The following is a 26,326-nucleotide window of genomic DNA, read 5'->3' as shown; positions in this document are numbered from 1 at the left end:
CAATTCAAACAAAGCAAACGACATTATCAGGCATGAAAAAAGGAGGATCAGATGTTGACGCAGGAAATGGCAACGGTCTTGGAGCCGAGATCTCTTCCCAATTTTGTTGAGACTCCCTACGTAGAAGATATCACCGGAAGAGCGATGGCTTATCTAACGGCGGGATTTCCCATTCATTTCAGGGGAATTTCTGGAACTGGAAAAACGACTCTGGCGTTGCATGTAGCGGCTAAGATCGGCCGGCCCGTAGTGATGATCCATGGCGACGAGGAATATTCGACATCGGATCTGGTGGGAGGGGAATATGGGTTTCGGTCAAAGAAGGTGGTTGACAATTTTATCCACACCGTGCTGAAGACCGAAGAGGAAATGAGGAAGCGCTGGGTTGACAATCGACTGACGGTAGCATGCAAGAATGGTTTTACCCTCATCTATGATGAATTTACACGTTCACGCCCGGAAGCCAACAATATACTGCTTTCTGTCCTGCAGGAGAGGATGCTCGATCTCCCTGCAGCAAGAGGCGGTACAGATGGAGGGTATATACGAGTCCATCCCGATTTTACGGCGATTTTTACCAGCAACCCGGAGGAGTATGCAGGAGTTCATCGGAGTCAGGATGCTCTTCGGGATAGAATGATCACGATGGATCTGGATTACTTTGATGAGGAGACAGAGGTTCGTATCACTCAGTTCAAATCAGGCCTGCTCAATGGGGATGCAGGCAAGATCGTAAAGATTGTTCGAGGTCTGAGAGAATCCGATACCTATGAATTTGCCCCCACTATCCGGGGATGCATCATGATAGCAAAGACCCTCTCGGTTCAAAAGGTTTCAGCCAACAGAAACGACTCCGTATTCAGGCAGATCTGCCTGGATATTTTGGCCTCCGAGACAAGCCGCATCGGAAGCATCGGTAATCAGGTCAAGGTCAGGGAAACGATAGGGCGCTTGATTGAAGAGATCTGCTAAACGGTGTCCATCCGGAAATGATTTCCCGGTACAACCCAGTTTCCAATCCGGAAATGAGGATTTTTGGCCAATATCAAGGAAATCCAGCGTTTGCGCGGAGGCGACCTGTGGGTCGCCGCACAAGCAAACGTGCAGATTGACGCCGAGATTGGCCAAAAAGACCATTTCCGGATGGAAACTAAATGGCTTATGGATGCATACTCGGAGAGGATCAGTATGGAACGAAAGATCAGAGGCCTCAAATCGATCAGTACAATAAAAAAACTGAGACAGGGAATTTTGCCGCGTGCTGATAAATCGTCTATTCAATTGGACCTTTATCTTCTTGAAAACAATAAGTGTATTCTGCAGAATGAATTGGTTAATGTGATCAAGCGTAAAGAACAAATTGAAGGCAAGATACAGTCTCTCGAGGATCAAATTTCAAAGCTGATCGGCATTGATCAAGAAGATGGCAAGAAAGCTAATTTTAGAAAGCAGCCGATAAAAGAGGATGTATCAAAATCTATAAATGTTGTAAAAATAGAATATTGATTAACGCATATCTGGGAAAACTGGTCGGTGAGGATATGGTTATGAGTAAGGAAGGAAAATATATTTATTGCATTATCGGAGCCAACGAAGGCAGAAATTTTGGCACGATAGGCATCGGCCAGAGAGGTGATGTGGTTACAACGATTGGTTATAATGACATTAGTGCAGTAATCAGCAACTCTCCGTTGACCCGCTATGTCATCAATAGGGAGAATCTTATGGATCATGAGCGAGTCATAGAAGAGGTCATGAGGGACTACACGGTTTTGCCGGTCCGTTTTTGTACCGTAGCGAACAATGCCGAAGAAGTGCGGATGTTTTTACGAAAACGATATGTGGAGTTCAAAGGGCTCCTGCGCGATCTGGACAACAAGGTGGAAGTTGGTCTCAAGGCGCGCTGGACCCAGATGAAGACCATTTTTGCCGAAATCATGGCATCCGGTCTGGAAATGAAGGGCAGCCTAACGCCTTTGGCGGGTGCGTGCGAGGAAGCCGATTCCGAGAAAAGAGTCGCTTTGGGTAGGGCCGTCAAGGATGCCCTGGAGAAAAGAAAACGGGAGGAATGTGAGAAGGTCCTGAATACTTTGAAAAGGATTGCCATTGATATTCAAGCAAAGGACGGGGTGGGGGACGAGATGTTTCTCAATGCCGTTTTTCTCATAGATCGGACCCGCGAAAAGCAGTTTGATTTTCTGGTGGAGGATTTGGCTGAAAAATATAGCGGGACCGCGGATTTCCAGGTAGTCGGTCCTGCGCCGCCGTTTAACTTCGTCAACCTGGAGATGAAATTGTAGTCCGGTTCCGAGGTGTGAAAAGGTGCCCGTTCGGAAACGGAGTCATTCCACTAAGAGTTTGCAATTCGAAAGTGAGGTTTTTTAGCCAAGCAGATCGTTTCGGAGTGGGATTTAACCAGTGTTCATTCGGAAATGATTATCCAGAACGACCAGGTTTCCAACCCGGAAATGGGGATTTTTGGCCAATATCAAGGAAATCGAGCGTTTGTACGGAGTCGACCTGGTGGTCGCCGCACAAGCGAACGTGCAGATTGACGCCGAGATTGGCCAAAAAGGCCATTTCCCGATGGAAGTAACCAGCCGCCGCTTTTCCATGCAATAGCGCAGAAAAACGGTGCGCAGAGAGGATGCGTAAAATGCCGACACGGAAAAAGGGAGATGATGAAAAGGAAGGCATCGGCTTTGATCTGGGTTTGGGGGGACTCTTCAAAGGCATTACCAATCTGATCGAGGCTGCCAATCGTCTGGCCGAAAAGGGCGAAGAGGTGGGGAAAACCGGAGAAATCGACTTCGGAGATCTTGGAAAACTCAAAGGCCTCAAGGACTTGAAGGCAGTTTACGGGATCAATGTCCGAACCATGGCGGATGGTCGTCCTGCGGTTCAGCAATTCGGGAACGTCAAGAGAACGCCCAAAGGTCCTGTTGTAGAAGAGTTTCGTGAACCGCTCGTGGATGTCTTCGATACTCCGGATGGAATGCAGATTGTGGTCGAGATGCCCGGGATCGAGGAGACGGATATCAGGCTCGAGGTGAGGGGGGATATCCTGACGATTCGGGCGGAGGGGGAAAAGAGAAAGTACCACAAAGAGGTCCTGCTCCCGCGGGAGGCTGCCAAAGACAGCCTGACATCGGCTTACAAGAACGGTGTGCTGGAGATCAGGATCCGGCCTTCGGAAGGGGCGGTTTGAGAGCCGGTTTTTGATTTGAATCAGGAGGTTTGGTGGAACGATGGAAGGCAGACAGCTGATCCTCAAAGTAACGGAAGCCGCTCCTAAAGACGCAGGCCGGGGCATTGTCCGTTTCGATCCTGCCGACTTCTCTCGAATTGGGGTGGAAGTGGGGGATGTGGTCCAACTGAAGGGTAGGCGGGAGACGGTGGCCAAGGTTATGCCGGCGTATATGGAGGACCGAGGCAAGGGGCTTATCCGGGTCGATGGGATAACTCGGGAAAATGCCCAGGCGGGGATCGATGAGAAGATCGTTCTGGAGAAGACCTCCTGCGAGGCGGCGGAGAAGATCGTGGTGGCCCCGCTCACTCTGATGCGTTCCTATGATGCTCGGTACATAGGAAGCCTTCTCGAGGGGCTTCCGTTGAAGGAGGGTGATAAGGTAAGAGCGCGGCTTTTTGGAGCACGGACACAGGATTTCGAGGTTCTTGGCACGAGGCCTGCCGGCCCTGTGATCATTCACCCATCAACCTCCATCCATATCCAACTGGAGAAGGAACCTAAGGAAGGAAAAAGCCGCATCGCTTACGAAGATATCGGCGGCCTGGGAAAAGAGATCCGCAAGGTCCGCGAGATGATCGAACTCCCGCTCCGTTATCCGCAGGTTTTTGAAAGGCTTGGGGTCGATCCTCCCAAAGGTGTGCTGCTTCACGGACCACCGGGCTGCGGGAAGACGCTCATCGCTCGGGCGGTTGCCAACGAAACGGATGTCCACTTCAGACATCTGAGTGGTCCGGAGATCATGAACAAGTTCTACGGCCAGAGCGAGGCCAATCTGCGCAAGATATTCGAAGAGGCTACAGCGCATGCCCCCAGTATTATCTTTCTCGACGAGATCGATGCCATTGCGCCCAAGCGCGAGGAAATGGGCGGGGAAAAACAGGTCGAGAAGAGGGTCGTAGCCCAACTCCTGGCCCTCATGGATGGCCTGTCCTCCCGCGGACAAGTGATTGTAATCGGCGCCACCAATATCCCCAATGCCATCGATCCTGCCCTGCGAAGGCCGGGGCGCTTCGATAGGGAGATCGAGATCGGAATTCCGGACAGAAACGCACGCTTGCAGATTCTCGAGATTCATACGCGGGGAATGCCCTTGGCCGAAGATGTGGACGTTCCTCGATTGGCCGAGATTACCCATGGGTTCGTAGGGGCGGATCTGGAGGCCCTCTCCCGGGAAGCTGCTATGGCCACCCTGAGAAAGATTTTTCCGAGGATCGATTTTGAACTGGAGCAGATTCCGTATGACACGCTGATGGGCCTTCAAGTGGCGATGGAAGATTTCACCGAGGCCCTGAAAGAGATCGAGCCTTCGGCTATCCGCGAGGTTTTTACGGAGATCCCGGACGTTCGCTGGAGGGACGTCGGAGGGCTTGCCGGAATCAAACGCGTCCTCAAGGAAACCATTGAATGGCCGTTGAAATACAGCAAACTGTTTGAGTATGCCCGGACCTCCCCTCCGAAGGGCATCCTTCTTTATGGAGAGCCTGGAACCGGCAAGACGCTTTTGGCCAAGGCCGTCGCCTCCCAGTCAGAGGTGAATTTCATATCCATCAAGGGGCCGGAGCTGTTGTCCAAATGGGTCGGTGAGAGCGAGAAGGGCGTCCGGGAGATTTTCAAGAAGGCGAAGCAGGCCTCTCCCTGCATCATATTCTTTGATGAAATCGATAGCATCGTCCCCAGGAGAGGCTCGGAAATGTCCTCACATGTGGTCGATCGGGTGATCAGCCAATTTTTGACCGAATTGGATGGGATCGAGGAACTGAAAGGCATCGTCGTCCTGGGGGCCACCAACCGGTTGGACATCATCGATCCGGCGATGCTCAGACCGGGACGGTTCGATCTCCATCTCAAACTGCCGGCCCCTGATGAACCTGCAAGACGGGAGATATTTGCCGTCCACACTGAGGGCAAGCCTCTGGCTCCTGAAATCGACCTCTCGGTCTTGGCTGAGCTGGCCGATGGCATGGTCGGAGCGGACATCGAATCGATCTGCAGAAAGGCCAGCCTTATCGCGATCAGGGAGTTTCTCGATGTTGGTGAACAGGACGTGAGTTCCTTCAGGATTTTGCTGAGACATTTTGAGGAAGCCTTCTTTGAAGGCAAAGGAGATGCGGCACGGTGAAGGTATCAGGCCACTTTCTTTATGGTTTCATCGAAACGGATGCGCCGATCCATCTCGGGCCCAATGGGATCGACGGCGGGGAGACCTACGCTGTCTCCCACGAGGGGATTTCCGCCTTGGTGAGTCCGGTGGGAGAGTTCGACATGGATGCACTCCCCAAGGCGGCCCTTTTGAGAACTCTGGCGCTTTATCAAGCGACCATCGAAAAGGTGATGAGCGATTACCCTGTGTTGCCTGCCAAGTTTGGAACCATCCTCGAGGGGAATGAAGAAATCCAAAGCCTGCTGAATGGACAGCATAGCGAGATTCTCCAGAACCTTCACCGGATCAGAGGCATGATAGAGTTGGACCTGGTTGCTCTTTGGGCGGACATGGACGGGCTTCTGCGGGAGATCGGCAACGAGGAGGAAGTCAGAAGGCTCAAGGACGTAGCCGAATCGTGTGCGCCGGAACAGGCTCTTGAGATCAGGATAAAAACCGGAAGGCAGGTCAAGGCTCTGCTCGACGTGAAAGCCAGAGCAAGGAAAAAGGAGATCGTGCAAAACCTGCTGATGGAAGCGGAAGATCATTGTCATCATCCCGTCATGGATGAATTCATGATCTTGAATACCGCGTTCTTGTTGCGCGCGGAGCGCGAAGAATCCTTTCTGAGAGGGGTCAGGAGGATGGACCGCGAATATCGGGATGCCATCCGCTTCAAGATTGTCGGCCCCCTTCCGCCGTATAGTTTCTGCACCATGGAGATCGTCAAGGCCGAATTTGGCGCCGTCGAAGAAGCGCGAAGATGTCTTTGCCTGGGGGAAGAAGGCACGCCGGAAGAGATACGGGATGCCTTTTGGGAATTGAGCAGGCGGTTCCATCCGGACAACAGACCCGGTGACTCGGAGGCTCCCAAGTATTTCGAAAAGCTTCATAAGGCTTATCGATTTCTTTCTGGTTATTGCGGGGACGGCCGCGCATCGTTCCGTGAAAAGGATGTGAGGGAATGGCTTCGTGTTCGCCTTTTAGAGAAGCCGGCCCGGAACGATGACTGAGAGGACCCTGCTCTATGTTCCGGTGATCCACATCGCATCCGATTTGGGAAGCCTTGCGCCGCAACTCGATCGGAGAAGTGCCGAGATTTGTGGAGAGGAGCGGTGGGCGGCGCACAAGGAGATCATCGCCCGTTTCTGGGAAGGGATCGAAGTCTATTTCAGGTCCATCGATGCCGCGGACCTCAAGATTTTCCAGGATGGATTGATAAGCGGGGGCGAATTCGGAAAGAGAATCATCGAACAGGGTGCGCGGACAGGAAGCCAAAATTACAGGATCGTGCGCGATCTTGTGGAGCGTGGGGCACTGATCCAGAAGACCGAGGATATCGCCCTGATCCAGGAAGAATACGAACGTCTCCTCAGATCATCCCAAAGCCCATCACGGTGGGATAGCTCGACTGCCCAGATTGGATACGAGCATGAGGATACGCGGCTTATGGAAAGGAGAGACCGCTTTGTGGCCGAGGCAATCCACGTGAATCTGAAGGACGGTGAAAGGGGAGCCCTTTTCATGGGGGCTTTTCACAAGGTCTACGAATATCTCAATCGCTCAATCCGGCTTATTACAGTCAAGGATCCAAGTTTGGTGAGAGAATATTTCTCGGCTCTATTGACAGGGGCGGATGAAGAAAGATTTTCACGATTGGCGGAATACATGATCAGAGCACCGAAATGAATGGGATAGTAAACCGATGACAAAAGAAGGAAAGTATATTTACGCGATTGTGTCGGGTCGTGAACCGAAAAATTTCGGTTCTACAGGCATGGGTGGACAAGATAAATCAGTCTATATGATTAACCATATGGATTTGTGGGCTGTGATCAGTGATTCGCCTATCGATAAATATCCCGTTTCCAGAATAAATACCATGGCTCATCAACGGGTCATGGAGGAGGCAATGCGGCATTATGCTACCTTGCCGGTGCGATTTGGCACTATCGCAGAGGACTTGGATCAGATAGAGAAAAAATTGCTGCACGCACGCTATGATGAACTGATGGGTTTGCTGTCTTATATGGAAGATAAAATCGAACTCGGATTGAAGGCTCTTTGGAAGGATAAAGACTCGATATTTCAAGAGATTGTGGATGAAAACCGTCAGATTCGAGTGCTCAGGGATCGATTGTTGGCGAAAAAAAAGTTTCCTCAGCACCTGCAGGTCGAGTTGGGGGAGATGGTAAAAAAGGCGTTGGATGAGAAGAGAGCGCAGGAAGAAAAGGGTATTCTGGATGCTTTTAGAGGTATGTGGGTAGACCGCCGGGAGAATCGGGTTTTTGGAGATCAAATGGTCACGAATAGTGCATTTCTCGTAACAAAGGACTTGGAGATGGATTTCGATCGAGCAGTCGATGAATTGGCGAGCGCGTTTTCGGAGAGACTTTTATTTAAATATATTGGGCCGGTTCCACCCTGTAATTTCGTTGAAATCCAAGTAAAATGGTGAAGGTTTATCTTTATGTATGACATTTATTATTAGTGATACGGGTTACATGTGATATGGCATTTATTATCGACGATATATTGTTTTCTCCTTTGAAATTCACTATCTGGCTTGCTAAAAAGCTTCGGGAATCCGCTCTTCAGGAAATGACGGATGAATCACAGATTCATGATGAATTGCTTACGCTTCAAATGCAGCACGAAATGGGCGAAATCAGCGATGATGAATACGAAAAGGAGGAAGCGAAAGTAATGGAACGGCTGGAGGCGATACGGGAGCTTAAAGAGGAGATCTAATTTCCGGATCGAAAAAACTTAGGAAAGTGGAGGAACATTGTTATGGCCCTGGGCCTTGCACAAATCGTGAAGCAGGCAAGATTGGAGTTGAACCAGTTGACCGGCCTGGATATCTCATCCACCTTGGAGGCTGCGAGGGAAGGGGATGAGTGGTTGGTGAATCTGGAGGTAGTCGAAAAACGTTCGATTCCCGAGGCGATGGATATCTTGGCAACCTACCGGGTGCAACTCGATGAAGAGGGCAGCGTCTTGGGATTCAAACGAATCAAAATGCGTAAGCGGATCGACACAGAAGAGGCCGAGGAATAACAGGCAAAGACAATCCGCGGCTATCGGGCGCGGCAGTGCGGGAGCGAACTGGAGGGAAAAGCGATGGCATTGGAGCCGCACAGAGATCGACATGCGGAAGGATTGGCCGACCTGATTGACCGGATCTTGGATAAAGGATTGGTTGTCAATGCGGATATTGCTGTTTCTGTAGCCGGTGTGGAGCTTTTGGGCATCAAGATCAGGGCGGCGTTGGCCTCCTTTGAGACCGCTGCCCGCTATGGCCTCGAGTTTCCCTCTGGCACCCGCTTGCCTGCGTATGGTTCGCCGGGGCATGCACATCTGGAGGAGCAGTGTCCGCAGTGCGATAAGCGCGTCTCTGCGCACACATTGATGACGGAGGGGTGTCCGTGGTGCGGTTGGGTCAGTGCCAGGCATGCCCCTGTTCGGATTCAAGAAGAGTGAGAGATGGCTATCGATATCGATGAAAAGAATTTCAAACACGGGGTTTTGGGCCTCGTCATGGCGCTGGTGGAGATCATCCGCGATACCCTCAAGCTGCAGGCCTTGAAAAGGATGGATGGGGGCACCCTGACCGAGGAAGAAATGGAGCGGCTGGGATGCGCCTTAATGGAACTCGATCAAGCCATTGAAGGCATCAAGCGGGATCAGGGCGTTTCAGAGTCGGTGCGGTCGGTAAGAAGAGACCTCGACCGCATCGTTGACGATCTTCTCTTGACGCAGACGTCCGACAAACACATCGATTGAGGGGTTTTCGAGCGATGAGTACGATGCTGAAGGCGATGATCGAGGAGCTGGTGCGCGAGGAGGCCGGCACAATGTTGGCTGAAGGGCGGGCCATGATCAGCGATATGATTCGCAAGGCCATGATTCCGGAACTGAGGGCTATGGTCCGGCAGGCCCTCGAAGAGGAACTGAGAGCCCAAGTCGCTGTCTCCTCAGATTTGCCGCCCCTTCAGCTTGATTCTATCCAGCCTGAAAGCCGGTTGCCCGGTGGTATCCCGGACCCGGCGGATCGAGGGATGACGTGCGATTCTGATCCGTCCGAGGACTGCCGAGACCCATCGTTTGAAGGGTTCTATGTCTACGGGGTTATCCAGACTGACGAACCTATGAGCCTAGGGCCTATCGGGGTTGAGGAAAACGAGGTCCGCACCGTGTCTTTCAGGGATCTATCCGCCCTTGTGCACGGTTGCGGGGGCAAGGCATACCAGTCTAAAGACGAGGCGACCGTCAAGGGATGGGTCCTGGCCCACCAGCGGGTGGTGGATGCAGCTTGGGAAAAGGTCGGTACGGTGATTCCTGCGGGGTTCGACACGATCATCCTGGGAAACTGCGACCAAGGCCCGGATGAGGCGGTCAAAGGGTGGCTCGAGAGGGAGTATGACCGCTTCAGGGGAAAACTTGCGGAGCTTCAGGGAAAAGCGGAATACGGGATTCAGGTCTTCTGGGATGCAGAATGTATCGCGAGGAAAGCCGTTGCGGAAAATCCGGAGATCTGCCGACTGCAAAAGGATATCCAATCAAAACCGCGCGGCCTAGCCTATCTTTATCGTGAAAAGCTGCAAACCCTTATGAAGCGGGAAATGGAGCGATTGGCAGAGCAGTGGTTCGATCGATTTTACGCCATGATCAAAACGCATGTGGTGGATCTCCATGTCGGGAAGATTTCAGAGAAGGAGTCTGAGCAAAGGGCAATGATGATGAATCTTTCTTGTCTGCTCCAGCAGGAAGGGGTCCAGGCCCTGGGAGAAGAATTGGAGAAGATCGAACATTTGGAGGGGTTTGGAGTTCGATTCACTGGCCCGTGGCCACCCTATAGTTTCGTTTGAAGAGGAGGCATCTTTGGCAATGACTCCCACTCGGAATTGCAATGGGGCTCTTGTGGATTTACTGGAGAGAGTTCTGGACAAAGGAGTGATCATCAATGCAGATCTCATCATTTCTTTAGCCGGGATCCCCCTGGTTGGGGTTCAGCTTCGGGCGGCCCTGGCTGGGATGGAGACCATGCTCGAATGGGGTTTGATGCGGGATTGGGATAGGAAGCTCAGGAGTGAGGAGAGTGGTACCCATGCGCGGAAAATGGCGGCCCTATTGCGCGGGGAAACCATTCTCTTTAAAATGATAGGCGCCTGCTTCGACGAGAGCGGCCTTTATAGAACTTGGCGGTATGGGCATCTTTATGTTACTGATCAGCGGATGATGCTCATACAGGGCGAGGTTGAAAATGTGCTTTTCCAAAGCCCGCTGGTCGATATCGAAGAAATCGTGTTCGTGGGGGAAGCAGATGGGGAAGATTTGCGCGAGGATGACTTGCAGGTGACGATTCGAGGGGGGCTGAACGTAAGACTCCGAACCGCTGATCCTCATGGCATGCTGGCAGCGTTGGAGAGAAGGGCGGAGGCTGTCGGGATATGATGGTGAGCAGGCTGGCCCGGTTTCTTCAGCGGCTTCGCCGCTCAGCCCCATTCTTGCGGGATGAGTCCCGGTCTGGTCAACATTAAGGAAATCAAGCCTTTGCGCTGAGAGGAGCTGTAGCTCGCCGCCCGGGCAATCGTGCAGATTGACGCAGAGGTTGGCCCAAATGACCATTTCCGGCTGGAAACTACCTGTCCTGCCGAGGTGTTGTGAAAGGGTGAGAGAATGGGAAGAGTCATCGGCATCGATCTGGGAACGACTTACTCGGTCGTGGGCATTATGGATGGAGGCAAAGCCAAGGTTGTCCCCACCCTAGATGGGCGTATTTTGATTCCATCGGTTTATGCCGAGACACCCCGGGGCGAGCGCCTTGCAGGGGCCGTGGCGATGAGCCAGGCTGCGGCCAATCCCGAAAGAACGGTCTCGTCCGTGAAGCGGCATATGGGTACGGATTTTCGGGCTGTGATCAATGGAAGGGCCTACTCACCCCAAGAGATTTCCGCGTGGATTCTGAAACACGTCAAGGGCGAGTCGGAGCGCGCTCTCGGCGAACCCGTTACCAAGGCTGTCATTACTGTTCCCGCCTATTTCAATGACGGACAGAGGCAGGCGACCGAAGAGGCAGGACAAATGGCCGGTCTGGAGGTCTTGCGCATCATCAATGAGCCGACTGCCGCGGCGTTGGCCTACGGCCTTCATCAGGAAGATATTCAGACGGTTGTTGTCTGGGATCTCGGAGGGGGCACGTTCGACGTATCCATCCTCGAATTGGGGAAGGGGATTTTTCATGTAAAGGCGGTCAACGGAGATACGCAGCTCGGAGGAGACGATTGGGACGAACGTTTGGCGGCCTATGCGGCCCGTCTTTTTGCTGAACATCACGAGGTCGAGCTGCAGAAGGATCCAAGGGCTTGGCAGAGCCTGAAAGAAGCGTGCGAGAGGTCCAAACGAAGCCTTTCACTCTATCCCAACGTTGGCATTTCGGTCGCCTTACCGGGGAAGGACGGCGAGGGATGGCGTATGTTGAAAACCCGGGTGGATCGGGAGACCTTTGAAAACATGACGGCTGATTTAAGGGAGCGGCTTGTCCGCGCCACCCGTCAGTCTCTTGCTGATGCCGGTGTTTCAACTGCGAAGGTTGACCGCGTCATTCTGGTAGGCGGTTCTACCCGAATGCCGATTATCCGGCGGTTGGTATGGGATTTTTTTGGTCAGGAACCTTATACGCACCTCAATCCCGATGAGGTGGTCGCTCTGGGGGCGGGTGTGCAGGCGGGGATCCTTACGGGGCAAGTGCGGGATCGCGTCCTGATCGACGTCACTCCTCTTTCCCTAGGCGTGGAGGTGCAGGGGGGGCTCTTTGCACGCATCGTTACCCGGAATGCCTCGATTCCTCTTACGGCTAGTCAAATCTTTACGAACGCAGAAGATCAACAGACGGAAATGTCCATCCATATCCTCCAGGGTGAGCGGGAGATGGCAAAGGATAATTTCAGCCTCGGTCGATTTGAATTATCTGACATTCCCCCTCTTCCTAAAGGTAAGGCCCAAGTGGAGGTGTCATTTCAAATCGATGTGAACGGCATGGTCACGGTTTCTGCCGAAGAACTCTATACCGGCGAACAGGCTGAAATAACCGTCGACGCGATCCATCTGCTTTCTCCGGCAAGAGTCTCGGAAGTGCTCAGAGAGGCGCAATCGCAAAAAGAACCGGACAACCGAGCGAAAGAGACCGCTGAAGCCCATATCCGTGCGGCCGATTTGATCCAATCCGCCTTGTCCTTCCTCCAACAAGAAGAGAATACGGATCCGCCTGCCTTTATGGAAAAGGTGATGAGTACGGTTCAGGATTTGAAGCAGGCCATTGCTTATGGAGACCTCGATACCGTCAGGGAGGGTGTGCAAGTTCTGGAGGGATTACTCGAGGAGATTTCCGAGATAGGTCCTATCCGGAAATGCCTATGAAGCACAGGCACGTGTCCAATCCGGAAATGAATGAGATGAGGTCGTTACGTCTATGCGTATCAGTTGTCCAAAAAGCACCCTTCCTTTCAGAGTCGACGATGTCCCTGAACTGGAGGATTCGGAGACCTTGCTCTTGAAGGGGCAGTGCGCCTATCGGAACCATCCGTTTTCAGGGTGGCGCCCGGTTCAGAGCTTCTTGACGGATCAACGGCTCATTCTTTACCTGAGGCCGAAGATCAGAGTGGCCGTACCTCTGGCCTCGATCCGTCGGATCTTTAGCGAACGGCAGTATTGCCTGTTGAAAATGCGGGAAGTCATCTGCGTTGTCTATGGCAACGCAGGACCCGGTAAATCAGCCAAACTCTGGTTTGTAGCCAATGAGCTCAAAAGATGGCGGATGTTGATCTACCAATTGTCTCTTTTCGAAGTGAGTGCCGAGACCCTGAAGCAACTGGCCCTTCAACTCGATTTCGATGGGCAGGAAATCCTTTGGTATCTTTGGGAAAAGGGGCATGCCAGCATCCGGGAGCTTTGTGATCTGCTCGGTTCTCAGGATCCTGCCTACGTATTGGATGTCATCAAGGCAGTCATCAACCCAATCGCGGTCAAGACATTTGCGTGTCCGATCCTTTGTTTCGAAAGGAGAAAAGTCGACCTGCGGACGGGTGAACCAGTGTTTTTCCACTGGTGGATCTTAGGAAAAGGAAACTGTTCCGCGCATAGCAGGGATCGGTTGGTTGACATTTTCGATGAAGGTACGCATGTCGCCGTGCTGTTGGAAGTAAAAGGAGTGTCAGAGTCCGATCTCAAGGTCGATATCGATGGTTGCCGTCTAACGCTGCGATCACATAAAATCGGGGCTTCCTTGCGGGTAGATATGAAACTGCCTGCGGAAGTGGAGCCGACAGGGCATTCTATCCGTATCAAGAACAACCTCCTGCAAATGCGTCTTCAGAAACGTTGACATAAGAGACGTTCAATTCCAACCCTCTGCATAGGTGTGCTATGCGTCATTACCTGCAAGGCGACACCTTGCGATTGATTCTGGTGGGCGGCAAGGGGGGAGTCGGCAAGACGACGCTTGCGGCTGGCATAGCTCTTGACCTTGCCAGGGCTTGTGTTCAGCCAAAAAAGATCCTTCTCGTATCGACGGACCCGGCGCACTCTCTGACCGATGCGCTGATGGTCCCCCTCGGCGGCCGGATTACACCCATTCCGTATGAGCCGTTTTTACCTGACAGTTCTTTTATCTCAGATAGAAAGATTTCCAATATTATCGAATCGAGATCGGGTGCGGTAGGGGATCTTTTCGCTTGGGAACTGGATGCCTCGGAACGCGCGGAGACTTTCAGGAAAAAGAACGAGCGCGCCTTGAGAGATCTCGCAGATCGCGGCACTTATTTTGACCAGGAGGATATCTCTCAATTCCTTGATTTATCCATTCCGGGGATCGATGAAGTCATGGCCATGCTCGAAATCGCTCGGCTTTTGGACGAGGGATTGTATGACCACATTGTCGTCGATACAGCTCCAACCGGGCATACCGTCCGGATGCTTGGCCTGCCCGTTCAGATGTTGCAGTGGATCGAGGTGCTCGAGTTGATGCAGGGCAAGTATCGTTACATGAAAACCCATATCACGCGCAAGTCCTGGGAAAAAGACCACTGCGATCGGTTTCTGGAAGAGCTTTCCTGCCAGCTTGAAAATCTGCAGAGACTCCTGGGAAATGCGGATCGAACCCGGTTCATTCCTGTGACCCTCCCCGAGCCGATGGTCATCGCGGAGACGGTCAGACTCTTGCGGAGATTGAAGGAATTGCATTTATCCGTCAGAGAGATTTTTGTGAATCGGGTGATCGCCGACAGTGATTGCCCATGGTGTCTGCTGAGAAAAAAGGAACAGGCGCGGCATCTGGCTGAGGCCGAGGTAATTTTTTCCTCCTACCGACTGATCGAGATCCCGCTTTTTCCAGGTGAGGTCTATGGAGTCCCTGCTTTGCTTCATTTAGGCGATGTGTTGGCAGGCAGGGCCGATCCTGTGCCTCCACCACCAGGGGTGGATCTGCCGCCGGAACCAGAAGAGCGGGTTCTCGGTTTTCCTTCCCTTGTCCGTTTTGTTCTTGTAGGGGGGAAGGGCGGGGTTGGAAAGACCTCCATCGCGGCGGCTGTGGCCTTGGAGTTGGCTTGCCGACACCCGGACAAGAAAGTCCTCCTGTTTTCACTGGATCCTGCCCACTCATTGAGCGACGTTCTCGATGCACCGATCCGAAACAGCCCGACTCCAGTGGCGTTTGGACCTGTGTCATGCCGTGCGCGAGAACCCGGCCTGCCGTTTGCGGATAACCTCTACGCTATCGAAATCGATCCGGAAGAACTCTTTGGGCGATTCAGAAAGGAGTTTACGGACGAGATAAACGAGCTTTTCAGTCGTTTTTTGGCCAATGGTTTCGATCTGAAAATGGATCGGGAGATCATGACAAATCTCCTGGCCTTTTCCCCTCCGGGGTTGGATGAAATGATGGCGATGGAAAGAATCGTCGGGTTGATGGAGGAGAAAGCCTTTGATCTCTATGTGCTTGACACAGCACCTACCGGCCATTTTCTGCGTTTTCTCGAATCTCCCGATCTGATCCGACGATGGGCCTATACCCTTTTCAGGTTGCTGATAAAGTATAAGGGTGTGGTCCGGCTGAGCCGGCTGGCCGAAAAGGCCCTGAATCTGGTTCAGGCCGTTAAGAAAATAAGGCAAACCTTCTCTGACTCCATGCAGACGACCTTCATAGGGGTAACGACCCCCGAACGGATGGCTGTGGAGGAGTTTAAACGACTTCGTGAAGCAGCCGGGAAGACGGGGCTCGATTGCGGGCAGCTTGTCGTGAACATGATCAATCCAGCAAACGACTGCTCATTTTGCCGGGCTGTTCGCCGAGAGCAGATAGGGCGAATTCAGGAGCTGCAAAAAGCGTTTCCATCCCTGTCCATTATTTTGGCTCCCCTTTTCAGCCGACCGATAAAGGGTATCGGGGATCTCGGCTGCATGACAGGGAAATTGTTTAAAAAAATAGGAAGCAATGCGACATTAATATGACCATTTACAACATGAAATGATAAATCGTATGATAATTAGATATAATCTAAAAAATAATGCATGTATCGTGTGTATATGTTTATTTTGTTCGATCGTATTGGCGGGTATAACATATGGACAAGACTTAAAATATATAAAAGAAAGTGGAATGTTGCGCCATCTTGGTGTCCCATATGCAAATTTTATCACTGGGCGTGGCGATGGGCTTGACGTAGAACTGATGGAACGCTTTGCGGAATATTTAGGCGTAAATTATAAATTTATAGAGACGACTTGGGAAAATGCCATTGTCGATCTGATTGGCAACAGGTTCACGGTCGAGGAGGGTCAGGTTCGGCTGCTTGCCTCCCAGCCTGCCAAGGGGGATATCCTGGCCAGTGGGCTTACTGTTTTGCCTTGGCGGGAGCAGATTGTCGATTACTCTGTCCCGACTTTCCCGACCCAAGTATGGTTTTTGGTTCCGGCTGATTCGCCTGTGCAGCCTATCCGTCCGTCAGGAAAGATCGAAAAAGACATCGCCTTGGTAAAACGGTCGATGGCCGGTCTTACCGTGCTCGTGAAAGGTGGTACGTGCCTTGACGGCACCCTGTATCACCTGGCTGAAGCCGGCGCGGAAGTCGTCGAATTTCCGGGCTTGTTGAATGAAATGATACCTGCTGTGATTTTCCACAAGCATGCCCAATCATTGATACTGGATGTGCCGGATGTGCTGGTCGCCCTACGGAAATGGCCTGAGCAGATCAAGGTCATTGGTCCCGTTTCCCGTGAACAGGAGATGGCTGTCGCATTCAGGAAGTCAGATAAAGAGCTGAGAAAAAATTTTAATCTGTTTTTTCAGAGGTTCAATGAGAGTGGTGCATATGGTGAACTTTTGAGAAAATATTATCCTGGATTGACTTATTGTTTTCCTCGTTTTTTTAAATGAAAGAAATACATTCCGCCCATATAGCGATGAATATGGGCTTCATAAAATCTATATCTTTTAAACACTCACGAATTGCTGTTTTAACGATGACAGTGTGCTTGGTGCTGTTTGTCGGTTTTCTGGTGAGCATAGATTATTATTGGCAAGTCAAGGCTAGAGAGTTGGCCATCAAAAATGTTCTTGACGAAACCGTGCAAAGAAGCACTGCAATATCATATTTTTTTTCAGAACGGTACAATGACATGGTTCGACTGGTAGAGGGCGGTGCCATTGATACCTACTTCGCCAATGAAGCGCTCGGAATGTCTATGCAGTACGGGCTCGGGGCTAGCCTTCAGATGATCGAAAACAATTTTCGACGACTGCTTGATGAACGTCGTATCGGAGGGGTTCCTATTTACCAGGAAGTAATCCTGGTCAGCCGCGATGGGGAGCCGCTTATGCGAGCCTGTGGTCTTGGTGAATCGCCATCCGGTTTGAGGGATTGGAGTTCTTTACTGACACGCAATCGGTCGGATGCCTTTCTCTCGATCGGGCATGAGGATCATGGGGCTGTGCCAGAGTTGATTGTTTCATGTCCTTATTGGTTCAAGGGGGCATATGAAGGACAGATTCTGGCCCGGCTTGCACCGGCGGCCTTGGAGGTTCTCCTTGCCGGTCAAGAAGATGGAAATCCAGGAGGAGTGTACTTCATTCTTTGCGAGGGAGGGGAGCTTTTTGCCTCCGGAGAGCAGAACCAATCTGTTCGGCAAATAGACCGAGCCGTTCTTCAGGGCATGAAATTCCGGGAGCCGACCTTCATCCCCGTGAAAACAGGTGGCACCGAGAGAAGGGATGTCCTGGCCATTCGCCAGCAGGTGGGCGATTTTCCACTTTCCCTACTTACCCTTAGGCCGAAATCGGAGATATTCGGGCTTTTGGAGCCATGGCACCTCCCTATTGCGATGTCGGTGCTGGCACTCTTCTTCTTGGCCGGTGTGGTCGAGGCCTTCAACATCCACACGCGAAACGGGATGCTCCATGCACGGCTGGAAGCAGCAGATGCAGCTCGCGGGCAAATCGAGAAAAACAATCGGATTCTGGCGTTGGAGGTGGCTGAGCGAAAGGAAAAAGAGCGGGCGCTGGAGCATGAAAAGTACGTCAATGAGTCCTTGGCGCGGCTGGGGGGTATTCTTATCGCTTCGCCCTCGGTTGAAGACATACTGACCAGTGTGCTGGATTACGCCATGTTCTTGACAGAAAGCCCGACTGGTTTTGTGGGGCTTCTCGACCCTGAGAGGGGAGTGATGCCATCTCGAAGTTTTGATATGGGAATATGGGATATCTGTAAAGTTGCGGGGGCAATTACGCTCTTCGAAGATAATCCCGCTCTTTGGGGGCGAGTTTTCTCCCATAAAGAATCCTTGTTGAAGAATGACTCGGGCTGTGGCTCGATCCGGCGCATCATATCGGTGCCGGCGCTTATAGACGGCTGTCTGATGGGACAGATTACGCTTGCACAAGGCGTCCGGCCTTATACCTCGAATGACCTCGCTGTGCTCAAGAGTCTGGCTGCGTTGTATGCAATATCAGTGCAGCGCAAGCGGGATGAGGAGTTGCTCAAAAACAGCAATGCTGAGCTAGAGCGGCGTGTATTGCGCCGAACGAAAGAATTGACTGCTTCTTATGAGTGGATTGAGCGTGAGATGGCTGAGAAGGAAAAAAGCCAGGAGGAGCTATTTCAGTGGGAGAAGCGGTTCAGAAATGTGATCGAATCTGCACCGATCGGGATTGGAATAATCCAATCTGGTAAGTATCGCTTCGTCAATCCCGCTTTTGTACATATGTTTGGATACGATTCAGAGGAGGAGATTTTAGGGCTGGCTTTAGAAGATATTTATTCTCCTGAAGCGATAACTCTTTTGCTGCAGCAGCAGAGCATTCATCTTAATGGAAAAGATTTGCCAAAATATTATGAAACGAAGGGAGTTAAAAAAAGCGGTGATTTATTTAGTATGGCGGTTGGCTTTACTTATATTATCTATGAAGGAGAGAAAAGTATTCTCGGGTTTGTTTTGGATATCAGCGAGCAAAGAAATCTACAAGAACAGTTGTTCCATGCTCAAAAAATGGAAACTGTTGGGAGGTTGGCTGGCGGGATAGCTCACGATTTCAATAATATTTTAAGTGCAATTCTAGGATTTACACAATTATCAATAGAACAAATAGATATAAATAGCATAGTATATGAAAATCTAAAAGAAGTCGTTGTGGCTACTAGACGTGCTTCTGATATTGTTCGTCAACTTATGGCTTTTTCAAGGAAGCAAGATGCTTTACAAAAAATTGTTGATGTTAACGTCATTGTGGTAGGGATGCTCAAGATGTTGAAAAGGATGATTGGTGAAGATATCAAGGTTGAATGGCTTCCTGGAGAAACCGTATGGAATGTTAAATTTGATCCGGTACAGTTGGATCAGGTGCTTGCTAATCTTTGTGTCAATGCCCGTGATGCAATTTCCGGAACTGGAAATATCGTTATCAAAACATCAAATATAGTCTTGGATGAGTCATTCTGTAGCAGATTTTCCAATGCGACTCCCGGTGAATATGTCGTTCTTTCAGTTCTCGATGATGGGTGTGGTATGAGCGAAGAGGTCTTGAGTAAGGTTTTCGAGCCCTTTTTTACGACCAAGGAATTAGGCAGGGGGACCGGTTTGGGGCTTTCCACTGTTTACGGCATTGTGGCTCAGAATGGAGGATTTATTGATATCCATAGCAAAGTCGGCAACGGCACCAGTGTTGAAATGTATATGCCACGGGATGAGGTCCATGAAGAAAAAATGCTTGAAAAACCATTGAATACAAACATGAACTCACAGGGAGATGTTGAGTCGATTCTTTTGGTGGAAGATGATCCAGTGATGCTCAGGCTTATGGAAAAAATGCTGCAAAATATGGGGTATCAAGTGTTTGCAGCTGGAAATCCCTTGAAGGCGATGAATATAGCACAAAAGTTATTAGATGAGGTTGATCTTCTTATTACTGATATAATTATGCCAGATATGAATGGAAAAGAGCTAGCGAAATATATTGCGGAATTGATTCCGGGCATCGGAATCTTATTTATGTCGGGTTATGCGACCGATTTTATCGGAGAGAGCATGCCTTTTGGAAAAGATACAGTGTTTCTTCAAAAGCCTTTCAGCGTCAGTGAATTAGAGTGTTGTTTGAAGAATATAGTAGTGTCTAAGAATTTTTGCACGAAGACAGTATTGAATAATATAGATTTACTTGAAGAGAAATGAAGGTCTTAATTCTTGTTCAGGCTGGTTTTCATGTATCCAGGAGAGTGCGCACCTTCGTGACAAGATCGTCGATCGCAAAAGGTTTGCGAAGATAACCGAGAGCTGGATCTTTGCGTTGTGTGAGAGAGCGCGTATCCGGTGGGTAGGCGGACATGTACAGCACCTTGATTTCGGGGCGTAAGGCGGTGACATGCTTCACAAGGGTCAAGCCATCCATATCGGGCATAAAAATATCTGTGAGCAATAGGTGGATCGGATCTGGATCTTCTTTAACCAGTTTGAGTGCTTTTCTCGAATTTGCGGCGCTGATTACACTGTACTCATGGCGCTCCAAAATCGTTTTCACGAGGCCTAGGAGACTCTGATCGTCTTCGACGAGGAGGATGGTCTTGCCTCTTTCGGGAATCGACGTTCGTACTGGGGCGGTGTAGTCTCGAGTACTCTTTCCGGTTCCTTCGGCACGCGGCAGGTAGATCCTAAAGGTTGCACCCTGAGCAGGGCTGCTCTCAACGCGGATAAAGCCCCTGTTTTGCGAGACGATGCCGTAGACGGCCGAAAGGCCAAGGCCCGTGCCCTGTCCAACCGGTTTGGTCGTAAAGAAAGGCTCGAAGAGGGTGTGCCGGATTTCAGGGGTCATCCCGCAACCATCGTCCCGCACGAGGAGTTGCACATAATCACCGGGCACCGCGTTTTCTCCCCCTTCGGCGGACAAGTTTTGCTTGTGGATATTCTGTGTCCCGATCGTGAGTGTTCCGGTTCCCGCAATGGCATCGCGTGAGTTAAGTGCCAGATTGATGAGGAGTTGGTCGATCTGGGAAGGGTCGATTTGTATACGCCAGAGATCGGCTGAGGGTTTCCAGATGAGAACGATGCGCTCCCCGATCAGATATTCGAGCATACTCATTATGCCTGAGATCTTCCGATTCAGATCGAGCACCTCGGGTAGGACGGTCTGTTTCTGCGCGAAGGCCAGCAGTTTCTTGACCAGATCCACTGATTTGAGTGCGGCATCCTGAATGGCGGAAAGGTCCTCCTGAAGGGGGCTGGCCAGGTCGATCTGGTTCATGACGAGTTCGATATATCCAAGGATGATCATGAGTTTGTTGTTGAACTCATGCGCCACCCCGCCGGCCAAACGTCCGACCGATTCGATTTTCTGAGATTGGGCGAGGTGCGCGCGCAGCTTTTCCGCCTCGGCCTCGGCCTGCTTCTGCTCGGTGAGGTCATCGATGGCCATCACGGCAATTCGTTCGGTGTCGAGCTGGACGGGCCGAACCCTATACTTCACCCACATAGGTTCGAATCCGGGGTCTCTGGCGATCGGCGCCTCGCCGGTCTGGACAGGGTTGAGGGCTTCGGCGGCCAGGGCCGAGCGGATCGCCCTCAAGAGGGGGCAGGTTGGACAATCAGGTGAATACCCGCATCCACGCGGGTCGCGGTGGCGGTTGCCGCAGTCGATGAAGTCCCCACATCGGATCGTCGGCCCATCGGGTTTCAGCCTCTTGGCAAAGAGCCTTTCGGCAAGGTCATTCGCGTAAACGACCTCTTCGGTTTCATCGAAGACGATAATCCCGATTGGGACGGCCTCGATGATGGTCTTGAGCCCGGCATAGGTTTCTCCAAAACGGGGTGGAGGAGGGTACTTGTCAAATGTGGTCATGTTGGAGGGACCCTTTCCCGGAAGCGATAAAGCCCCCGGACGACGCATCCGATGGGCTTCGAGCGCGGTGGTGGTGCGCGGGCAAACTCAGAAGACGGAGAGGATGCTGAGACCCCTAACCCTCAATCTTGGGTGTCTTTACCTCTAGATTACTATACAATAGGTGGATAGACAGAAAAATAGAAAAATGGGATTCATGTTCACATTTTTGTGCAGGGGCGTGTCTGTCGAGAATAACCTTGCCATTCCACCTGTTTTTGGGTAAATGTGGGGGCCGGTTCATCGAAGACATCGGTCCGGGGCGTCTCGACCGGTCGAAGACTGCAAACCTCCAGGAGAAAAGGGGAGTGGAACATTTCATGGGCAAGGTGAAGCGCATCCTCAAGGTTACTGCCGTGCTGCTGATCAGTGTGCTTTTTCTAAGCGGGATGATCGGTTGTGGGACTACGGATCATGGTCGTTCGTATGACGATTCGCGCTGGTGGGCGCCTGCAAAACCCCTGCCCGACCATTCCGATTGGCGTTCTCCGTTCGACATCCTCTAATGTCGGCCGGCCGGACCCGAATGTGTTGCACCGCTCCGTCCGTCCGGCGGTCTCCCCGGGTGATGGATTGCGTCCGCGCGGCGCGGAATCTGTTGCCGAATTTCGATCCGGAAACGGTCTTTTTGGCCAATCTCGGCGTCGATTTGTGCGTTTGCTTGTGCGGCGGCCACCAGGTCATATCGGTGTAACCGCTTGATTTCCTTGATATTGACGAAAAACCCTCATTTCCGGATGGGAAACGGGTACTTGCCGGCTAATCATTTCCGTATGGGCACGATCTGCCCATTGCCAAGTCGCTTGCAATTTGCAATGATAATTCGATTGTGCCCCGCTCCGGAAGGGAACGTACGGGCTGATGAAGGTTCCGGATGAGGGCGGGATGCGCCCGCTCCGGCCGGGATCGGACGGGAGGCTTCGCTCTGCATTGTTTGTCATGACATTCAACCTGCGCTTCGAAAATCAGCGGGACGGCGCGAATGCCTGGGAAAACAGGCGCTCGGAGGTCGCGGGGTTGATCGAACGGCATCGCCCCGATCTGCTTGGCACCCAGGAGGGGTTGCCCTCGCAGCTGCGATACCTGGAGAAAAATCTCTCTGAATACAGGCTGCACGCCCCCGACCGCTTCTGGGATGACACCTGCCAGTATCCCTCCCTTTTCTATCGCCTGGACGCCTTCGAGCTTGCTGCCGGCGGGGAATTCTGGCTCTCGACGACGCCCGGGGTGCACCGGAGCAAGGACTGGGACAGCGCCTTTCCGCGCATGATGAGCTGGGCGAGGCTGAAGATGCGTGGAAACGGACGTCTGCTGACCGCAGCGGTTACCCATTTGGATCATATCGGCACCGAGGCGCGCATCCGGCAGGCCGGGATCATCGCCCAGTGGGTGACCGGGCAGATGCCGCCGGTAGTGCTCCTCGGGGATTTCAACGATGCGCCCGGGTCGGATGTCCACCGGATCCTGACAGCCCCCGCGACCGGACTCAACGACACCTGGGAGGATCTCGGCCTGGCCGGGGGCGAAAGGAGCTTCACGCATCACGGATTTACCGGCATCCCGCAAGTTGCTCGAATCGACTGGATCCTGGCGGGTGACCCGCTTCGGGCTTCGCGGGCCCGCATACTCCGGGATCGGTCCGATAACGGGCTTTACCCTTCCGATCACTTCCCCTACTGTGTGGAACTGGTGTGGGATGAGGGTCGTGAGGGCCTTCAGCGGGAGGAGGGGCGATCCGGCGGCCGCGCTGTTTAGAGACGAAAGAAGAATGAAGGATCGAGGGGCGTGTGCGCTTGCCGGTTCAGGCTGCTGCGTGGCCCCTGTTCAAAGGGGTTTTGCCCGGAGGAATGAATCATGTTGGAACTTAAATTTGTACGGGCCAATCTCGACGCCGTTCGGGAGATGATTCAAAAGAGGCACTCTGATCTCGATCTGGATGCATTCGAGCGGCTGGATCAGGAGCGCCGGGAGGGGCTCACTCTCCTCGAGGACCTGAGGTGCCGGCGCAATCAGGTGAGCGAAGAGATCGCAGCGATGAAGAAACGGCGCGAGGATGCCACCGAGCGGATCGAGCAGATGCGGGAGGTCTCCTCGCAGATCAAGGACAAAGAGAAGACTCTCGCCGCGATTATGGAGGAGGTGGATCGGCTGCTGATGATCATCCCCAACATGCCGCACCCGAGCGTTCCGGTCGGGCGCGAAGAGCGTGACAACCCGGTCGCGAGGACCTGGGGGAGCACGGCCGGGATGGACTTCGACCCCAAGGCCCATTGGGATATCGGCGAGGCCTTGGGTATCCTGGATTTTGCCTGCGCGGCCAAGCTTTCCGGGGCGCGCTTCACGCTTTACCGCGGCGCCGGCGCCCGGCTCGAACGGGCCCTGATCAACTTCATGCTCGATATCCACACGCAGGAGCACGGCTACACCGAGATCCTGCCCCCGTTTCTCGTGAACAGCGCCTCCATGACGGGGACGGGGCAGCTTCCCAAGTTTGCGGAGGACCTCTTTCGGATCCAGGATTGGGACCTTTACCTGATCCCCACCGCCGAGGTGCCGGTGACCAATATCCACCGGGACGAGATCCTGGACGCGGAGGACCTGCCCCGCCACTACGTCGCCTACACGCCGTGCTTCCGGTCGGAGGCGGGCTCCTACGGCAAGGACACCCGCGGTCTGATCCGCCAGCATCAGTTCAACAAGGTGGAACTCGTCAAGTTCACCCGTCCGGAGGACTCGGAGGAGGAACTCGAAAGGTTGACCCGGGACGCCGAGGATATCCTTCAGCGGCTGGAACTCCCTTACCGGGTGGTAACGCTGTGTACGGGGGATCTGGGGTTTTCCGCGGCCAAGACCTACGATATCGAGGTTTGGCTGCCGGGGCAGGGGCTTTACCGGGAGATCTCCTCCTGCAGCACGTTTACCGATTTTCAGGCTCGGCGGGCCAACATCCGCTTCAAGACCAGGGGGCAGAAGGGGACGACCCTGGTGCACACCCTCAACGGGTCGGGCCTGGCCGTGGGCAGAACCTTCGTCGCCATCCTCGAGAACTACCAGCAGGCCGATGGAACCGTGCGGATACCCGATGCATTGAAACCTTATATGGGAGGGCGCAGCCATCTCTCAGCAGATTAAGGCCATGCCGAATCGAAGCAACGGTGGGTGGTGGAGGGATTACCAGCGCAGCCTGCGCCGAGGAAGAGGCAAGGGTCTGGCACCGGATCGTCTGTCGTTTTTTTTCGTCTGCGCGGGCGGGGTGTTTGCGCTGCTGGCGGTCGCCCTGCTCTGCGGATCGCTGATCTCGCAATGGCGCTCGGAGCCTCAGGATGCGGGCAAGAAGACCCCGGCGGCGGGGAAACCCGATAGGACCGCCTGGGAAGGAATTATCCGGACGCGGGAGGATCTCTGGCCGATCCTCAAGGATTTCGACCCCTTGCTTTACGCGGGCGAAAGCGGCCGTGTCGTTCACTTCGAAGGGAAACCCCTGACGGTCAAGACCGGCCTTGATGCAGCGATTCAATCCGCCGTCGCGGCGCTTCTCAAGAAATCCCAGACCATCAAGGCGGCGGCGGTGGTCATGGATCCTTTCAGCGGGCGGATTCTTGCGCTGGCCGGCTACGACGCGAACGGCGGAGGGAATGAGATTTGCCTGCAGGCGTGTTTCCCGGCGGCGAGTCTGTTCAAGATCGTCTCGGCCGCGGCGGCGATCGAGGTGGCCGGCCTGATGCCCGAAAGCCCCCTCTATTACAACGGCGGCCGCTATACGCTCTATAAGAGCCAGTTGAACGACAAGCGCAGCCGCTACACGCATGAAGTGCCGCTGAAAGAGGCCTTCGGACTCTCGATCAACCCGGTCTTCGGAAAACTCGGCAGCCTCACCCTGGGGCAGGATGTGTTGAACGACTACGCCGGTCGCTTCATGTTCAACTATCCTATTCCGTTCGATCTACCCCTGGAAGAGAGCCGGATCGAGGTGCCGGAGACGGCGTTCGGCCTGGCGGAGATCGCATCGGGCTTCAACAAACGGACCCTGATATCACCGCTTCACGGCGCCCTTTTCTCCTCGGCCGTCGCCAACGGCGGGGTCATGATGGTGCCTTGGCTGGTCGAGGAGGTGAAGGACGAATCGGGCCGTACCCTCTACAGGGCGGAGCCCGCCGTGATGGCCAGGCCCGTCGAGGCTGCCACAGCCCGGAAGCTGCGGGTCCTGATGCAGGAGACGGTCAAGGGCGGGACCTGCCGCAGAACGATCAAGCGCCTCACCCGAAAAAAACCTTTCGATGCGATGGAAATAGGGGCCAAGACCGGGACCATCAACGATCCGACAAACACCCACAAAGTCGATTGGTTGAGTGCTTATGTCATCGACCCGGACCGAAAAGAGGGGGTCTGCATCGCGGTCATGGGGATGCACGGAGAAAAGCTCGGCATCCGCGCACCCGATATGGGCCGGCTGATCCTGGATGAGTGTATTTTTTGATATTGAACCAAAGGCCTCCGGGTGATTGATTGTCCGTTT

The 26,326-nt window shown here is 53.0% G+C and carries 26 protein-coding genes; 24 read left to right on the top strand and 2 right to left on the bottom strand.

All coding sequences use genetic code 11. The features are described from left to right. The first annotated feature begins 54 nt into the window (after positions 1-54). The 3 genes from gvpN (at position 55) to ACZ500_RS06690 (ending at position 2,300) form a co-directional block, all read left to right on the top strand. On the top strand, positions 55-972 hold the full coding sequence (gene gvpN / locus ACZ500_RS06700) for a gas vesicle protein GvpN (RefSeq protein ID WP_464233011.1): 918 nt from the start codon (positions 55-57) through the stop codon (positions 970-972). Positions 973-1,188: 216 nt separating this feature from the next. After that, on the top strand, positions 1,189-1,506 hold the full coding sequence (locus ACZ500_RS06695; RefSeq protein ID WP_464231732.1) for a hypothetical protein: 318 nt from the start codon (positions 1,189-1,191) through the stop codon (positions 1,504-1,506). Between the two features lie 41 nt (positions 1,507-1,547). Further along, the gene (locus ACZ500_RS06690) at positions 1,548-2,300 is read left to right on the top strand and encodes a GvpL/GvpF family gas vesicle protein (RefSeq protein ID WP_464231731.1); all 753 of its coding nucleotides are present in this window, start codon (positions 1,548-1,550) and stop codon (positions 2,298-2,300) included. A 136-nt stretch (positions 2,301-2,436) separates the two neighbouring features. On the opposite strand, the gene ACZ500_RS06685 is transcribed toward ACZ500_RS06690, so the two are convergent. Continuing rightward, entirely contained in the window at positions 2,437-2,580 is a 144-nt protein-coding gene (locus ACZ500_RS06685) for a hypothetical protein (protein WP_464231730.1), read from the bottom strand. A gap of 76 nt (positions 2,581-2,656) precedes the next feature. Between ACZ500_RS06685 and hsp20 the strand changes: the two genes are divergently transcribed. The 16 genes from hsp20 to ACZ500_RS06605 all read left to right on the top strand — a co-directional run bounded on the left by hsp20 (position 2,657) and on the right by ACZ500_RS06605 (position 20,111). Then, positions 2,657-3,208 (top strand): archaeal heat shock protein Hsp20, encoded by a 552-nt coding sequence (gene hsp20, locus ACZ500_RS06680; RefSeq protein WP_464231729.1) that lies wholly within the window; start codon positions 2,657-2,659, stop codon positions 3,206-3,208. 40 nt (positions 3,209-3,248) lie between these two features. Further along, the gene (locus ACZ500_RS06675; RefSeq protein WP_464231728.1) at positions 3,249-5,369 is read left to right on the top strand and encodes a CDC48 family AAA ATPase; all 2,121 of its coding nucleotides are present in this window, start codon (positions 3,249-3,251) and stop codon (positions 5,367-5,369) included. Beyond that, on the top strand, positions 5,366-6,403 hold the full coding sequence (locus ACZ500_RS06670) for a GvpL/GvpF family gas vesicle protein (RefSeq protein ID WP_464231727.1): 1,038 nt from the start codon (positions 5,366-5,368) through the stop codon (positions 6,401-6,403). The genes ACZ500_RS06675 and ACZ500_RS06670 overlap by 4 nt, the downstream gene beginning before the upstream one ends. After that, complete coding sequence (locus ACZ500_RS06665; protein WP_464231726.1) at positions 6,396-7,079, top strand: hypothetical protein; 684 nt, start codon at positions 6,396-6,398, stop codon at positions 7,077-7,079. Before ACZ500_RS06670 ends, ACZ500_RS06665 begins: the two co-directional genes overlap by 8 nt. Before the next feature lie 16 nt (positions 7,080-7,095). Next, the gene (locus ACZ500_RS06660) at positions 7,096-7,848 is read left to right on the top strand and encodes a GvpL/GvpF family gas vesicle protein (RefSeq protein ID WP_464231725.1); all 753 of its coding nucleotides are present in this window, start codon (positions 7,096-7,098) and stop codon (positions 7,846-7,848) included. Positions 7,849-7,901: 53 nt separating this feature from the next. Further along, positions 7,902-8,141, top strand: a complete 240-nt coding sequence (locus ACZ500_RS06655; RefSeq protein WP_464231724.1) for a gas vesicle protein GvpG — start codon at positions 7,902-7,904, stop codon at positions 8,139-8,141. 42 nt (positions 8,142-8,183) lie between these two features. Then, positions 8,184-8,450: a gas vesicle protein GvpO gene (gene gvpO, locus ACZ500_RS06650; RefSeq protein ID WP_464231723.1), complete on the top strand. Its 267-nt coding sequence runs from the start codon at positions 8,184-8,186 to the stop codon at positions 8,448-8,450. A gap of 63 nt (positions 8,451-8,513) precedes the next feature. After that, the gene (locus tag ACZ500_RS06645) at positions 8,514-8,873 is read left to right on the top strand and encodes a gas vesicle protein (protein ID WP_464231722.1); all 360 of its coding nucleotides are present in this window, start codon (positions 8,514-8,516) and stop codon (positions 8,871-8,873) included. A 3-nt stretch (positions 8,874-8,876) separates the two neighbouring features. Next, entirely contained in the window at positions 8,877-9,176 is a 300-nt protein-coding gene (locus tag ACZ500_RS06640) for a gas vesicle protein K (protein WP_464231721.1), read from the top strand. Between the two features lie 14 nt (positions 9,177-9,190). Then, positions 9,191-10,261 carry a GvpL/GvpF family gas vesicle protein gene (locus ACZ500_RS06635; RefSeq protein ID WP_464231720.1) on the top strand — a complete coding sequence of 357 codons (1,071 nt, stop codon included), beginning with the start codon at positions 9,191-9,193 and terminating at the stop codon, positions 10,259-10,261. Then, a complete protein-coding gene (locus tag ACZ500_RS06630) occupies positions 10,215-10,847 on the top strand; it encodes a gas vesicle protein (RefSeq protein WP_464231719.1) in 633 nt (210 codons plus the stop codon). The genes ACZ500_RS06635 and ACZ500_RS06630 overlap by 47 nt, the downstream gene beginning before the upstream one ends. A gap of 225 nt (positions 10,848-11,072) precedes the next feature. Further along, complete coding sequence (dnaK, locus tag ACZ500_RS06625; protein ID WP_464231718.1) at positions 11,073-12,812, top strand: molecular chaperone DnaK; 1,740 nt, start codon at positions 11,073-11,075, stop codon at positions 12,810-12,812. Between the two features lie 241 nt (positions 12,813-13,053). Beyond that, positions 13,054-13,776: an Hsp20/alpha crystallin family protein gene (locus ACZ500_RS06620; protein WP_464231717.1), complete on the top strand. Its 723-nt coding sequence runs from the start codon at positions 13,054-13,056 to the stop codon at positions 13,774-13,776. 41 nt (positions 13,777-13,817) lie between these two features. Next, entirely contained in the window at positions 13,818-15,899 is a 2,082-nt protein-coding gene (locus ACZ500_RS06615; RefSeq protein ID WP_464231716.1) for an ArsA family ATPase, read from the top strand. Between the two features lie 148 nt (positions 15,900-16,047). Then, positions 16,048-16,824 carry a transporter substrate-binding domain-containing protein gene (locus tag ACZ500_RS06610; protein ID WP_464231715.1) on the top strand — a complete coding sequence of 259 codons (777 nt, stop codon included), beginning with the start codon at positions 16,048-16,050 and terminating at the stop codon, positions 16,822-16,824. 26 nt (positions 16,825-16,850) lie between these two features. Further along, complete coding sequence (locus ACZ500_RS06605; protein WP_464231714.1) at positions 16,851-20,111, top strand: ATP-binding protein; 3,261 nt, start codon at positions 16,851-16,853, stop codon at positions 20,109-20,111. A 28-nt stretch (positions 20,112-20,139) separates the two neighbouring features. Here the strand turns inward: ACZ500_RS06605 and ACZ500_RS06600 are convergent, their stop codons facing one another. Then, positions 20,140-21,771 carry a response regulator gene (locus ACZ500_RS06600; RefSeq protein ID WP_464231713.1) on the bottom strand — a complete coding sequence of 544 codons (1,632 nt, stop codon included), beginning with the start codon at positions 21,769-21,771 and terminating at the stop codon, positions 20,140-20,142. A 257-nt stretch (positions 21,772-22,028) separates the two neighbouring features. Here ACZ500_RS06600 and ACZ500_RS06595 point away from each other — a divergent pair, with 257 nt between their 5' ends. From ACZ500_RS06595 to ACZ500_RS06575, 5 genes are all read left to right on the top strand, one after another. Then, the gene (locus ACZ500_RS06595; RefSeq protein ID WP_464231712.1) at positions 22,029-22,316 is read left to right on the top strand and encodes a hypothetical protein; all 288 of its coding nucleotides are present in this window, start codon (positions 22,029-22,031) and stop codon (positions 22,314-22,316) included. A 59-nt stretch (positions 22,317-22,375) separates the two neighbouring features. Further along, positions 22,376-22,504: a hypothetical protein gene (locus ACZ500_RS06590; protein ID WP_464231711.1), complete on the top strand. Its 129-nt coding sequence runs from the start codon at positions 22,376-22,378 to the stop codon at positions 22,502-22,504. 191 nt (positions 22,505-22,695) lie between these two features. Then, positions 22,696-23,565: an endonuclease/exonuclease/phosphatase family protein gene (locus tag ACZ500_RS06585; RefSeq protein ID WP_464231710.1), complete on the top strand. Its 870-nt coding sequence runs from the start codon at positions 22,696-22,698 to the stop codon at positions 23,563-23,565. 99 nt (positions 23,566-23,664) lie between these two features. Then, complete coding sequence (gene serS / locus ACZ500_RS06580; RefSeq protein WP_464231709.1) at positions 23,665-24,942, top strand: serine--tRNA ligase; 1,278 nt, start codon at positions 23,665-23,667, stop codon at positions 24,940-24,942. Positions 24,943-24,946: 4 nt separating this feature from the next. Continuing rightward, positions 24,947-26,287 (top strand): penicillin-binding transpeptidase domain-containing protein, encoded by a 1,341-nt coding sequence (locus ACZ500_RS06575; protein ID WP_464231708.1) that lies wholly within the window; start codon positions 24,947-24,949, stop codon positions 26,285-26,287. Positions 26,288-26,326 lie beyond the last annotated feature (39 nt).

This window comes from Desulfatiglans parachlorophenolica (assembly GCF_055394735.1).
This window is presented reverse-complemented; position numbering and strand designations above follow the sequence as displayed.

What these genes read in the sequence shown, in the direction of transcription:
- ACZ500_RS06695 (WP_464231732.1), top strand. Translation starts at nt 1,189, where the DNA reads ATGGAACGAAAGATCAGAGGCCTCAAATCGATCAGTACAATAAAAAAA.
- ACZ500_RS06690 (WP_464231731.1), top strand. Translation starts at nt 1,548, where the DNA reads ATGAGTAAGGAAGGAAAATATATTTATTGCATTATCGGAGCCAACGAA.
- ACZ500_RS06685 (WP_464231730.1), bottom strand. Translation starts at nt 2,580, where the DNA reads ATGGCCTTTTTGGCCAATCTCGGCGTCAATCTGCACGTTCGCTTGTGC.
- hsp20 (WP_464231729.1), top strand. Translation starts at nt 2,657, where the DNA reads ATGCCGACACGGAAAAAGGGAGATGATGAAAAGGAAGGCATCGGCTTT.
- ACZ500_RS06675 (WP_464231728.1), top strand. Translation starts at nt 3,249, where the DNA reads ATGGAAGGCAGACAGCTGATCCTCAAAGTAACGGAAGCCGCTCCTAAA.
- ACZ500_RS06665 (WP_464231726.1), top strand. Translation starts at nt 6,396, where the DNA reads ATGACTGAGAGGACCCTGCTCTATGTTCCGGTGATCCACATCGCATCC.
- ACZ500_RS06660 (WP_464231725.1), top strand. Translation starts at nt 7,096, where the DNA reads ATGACAAAAGAAGGAAAGTATATTTACGCGATTGTGTCGGGTCGTGAA.
- ACZ500_RS06655 (WP_464231724.1), top strand. Translation starts at nt 7,902, where the DNA reads ATGGCATTTATTATCGACGATATATTGTTTTCTCCTTTGAAATTCACT.
- gvpO (WP_464231723.1), top strand. Translation starts at nt 8,184, where the DNA reads ATGGCCCTGGGCCTTGCACAAATCGTGAAGCAGGCAAGATTGGAGTTG.
- ACZ500_RS06645 (WP_464231722.1), top strand. Translation starts at nt 8,514, where the DNA reads ATGGCATTGGAGCCGCACAGAGATCGACATGCGGAAGGATTGGCCGAC.
- ACZ500_RS06640 (WP_464231721.1), top strand. Translation starts at nt 8,877, where the DNA reads ATGGCTATCGATATCGATGAAAAGAATTTCAAACACGGGGTTTTGGGC.
- ACZ500_RS06635 (WP_464231720.1), top strand. Translation starts at nt 9,191, where the DNA reads ATGAGTACGATGCTGAAGGCGATGATCGAGGAGCTGGTGCGCGAGGAG.
- dnaK (WP_464231718.1), top strand. Translation starts at nt 11,073, where the DNA reads ATGGGAAGAGTCATCGGCATCGATCTGGGAACGACTTACTCGGTCGTG.
- ACZ500_RS06615 (WP_464231716.1), top strand. Translation starts at nt 13,818, where the DNA reads ATGCGTCATTACCTGCAAGGCGACACCTTGCGATTGATTCTGGTGGGC.
- ACZ500_RS06610 (WP_464231715.1), top strand. Translation starts at nt 16,048, where the DNA reads ATGTTGCGCCATCTTGGTGTCCCATATGCAAATTTTATCACTGGGCGT.
- ACZ500_RS06605 (WP_464231714.1), top strand. Translation starts at nt 16,851, where the DNA reads ATGAATATGGGCTTCATAAAATCTATATCTTTTAAACACTCACGAATT.
- ACZ500_RS06600 (WP_464231713.1), bottom strand. Translation starts at nt 21,771, where the DNA reads ATGACCACATTTGACAAGTACCCTCCTCCACCCCGTTTTGGAGAAACC.
- ACZ500_RS06585 (WP_464231710.1), top strand. Translation starts at nt 22,696, where the DNA reads ATGCGCCCGCTCCGGCCGGGATCGGACGGGAGGCTTCGCTCTGCATTG.
- serS (WP_464231709.1), top strand. Translation starts at nt 23,665, where the DNA reads ATGTTGGAACTTAAATTTGTACGGGCCAATCTCGACGCCGTTCGGGAG.
- ACZ500_RS06575 (WP_464231708.1), top strand. Translation starts at nt 24,947, where the DNA reads ATGCCGAATCGAAGCAACGGTGGGTGGTGGAGGGATTACCAGCGCAGC.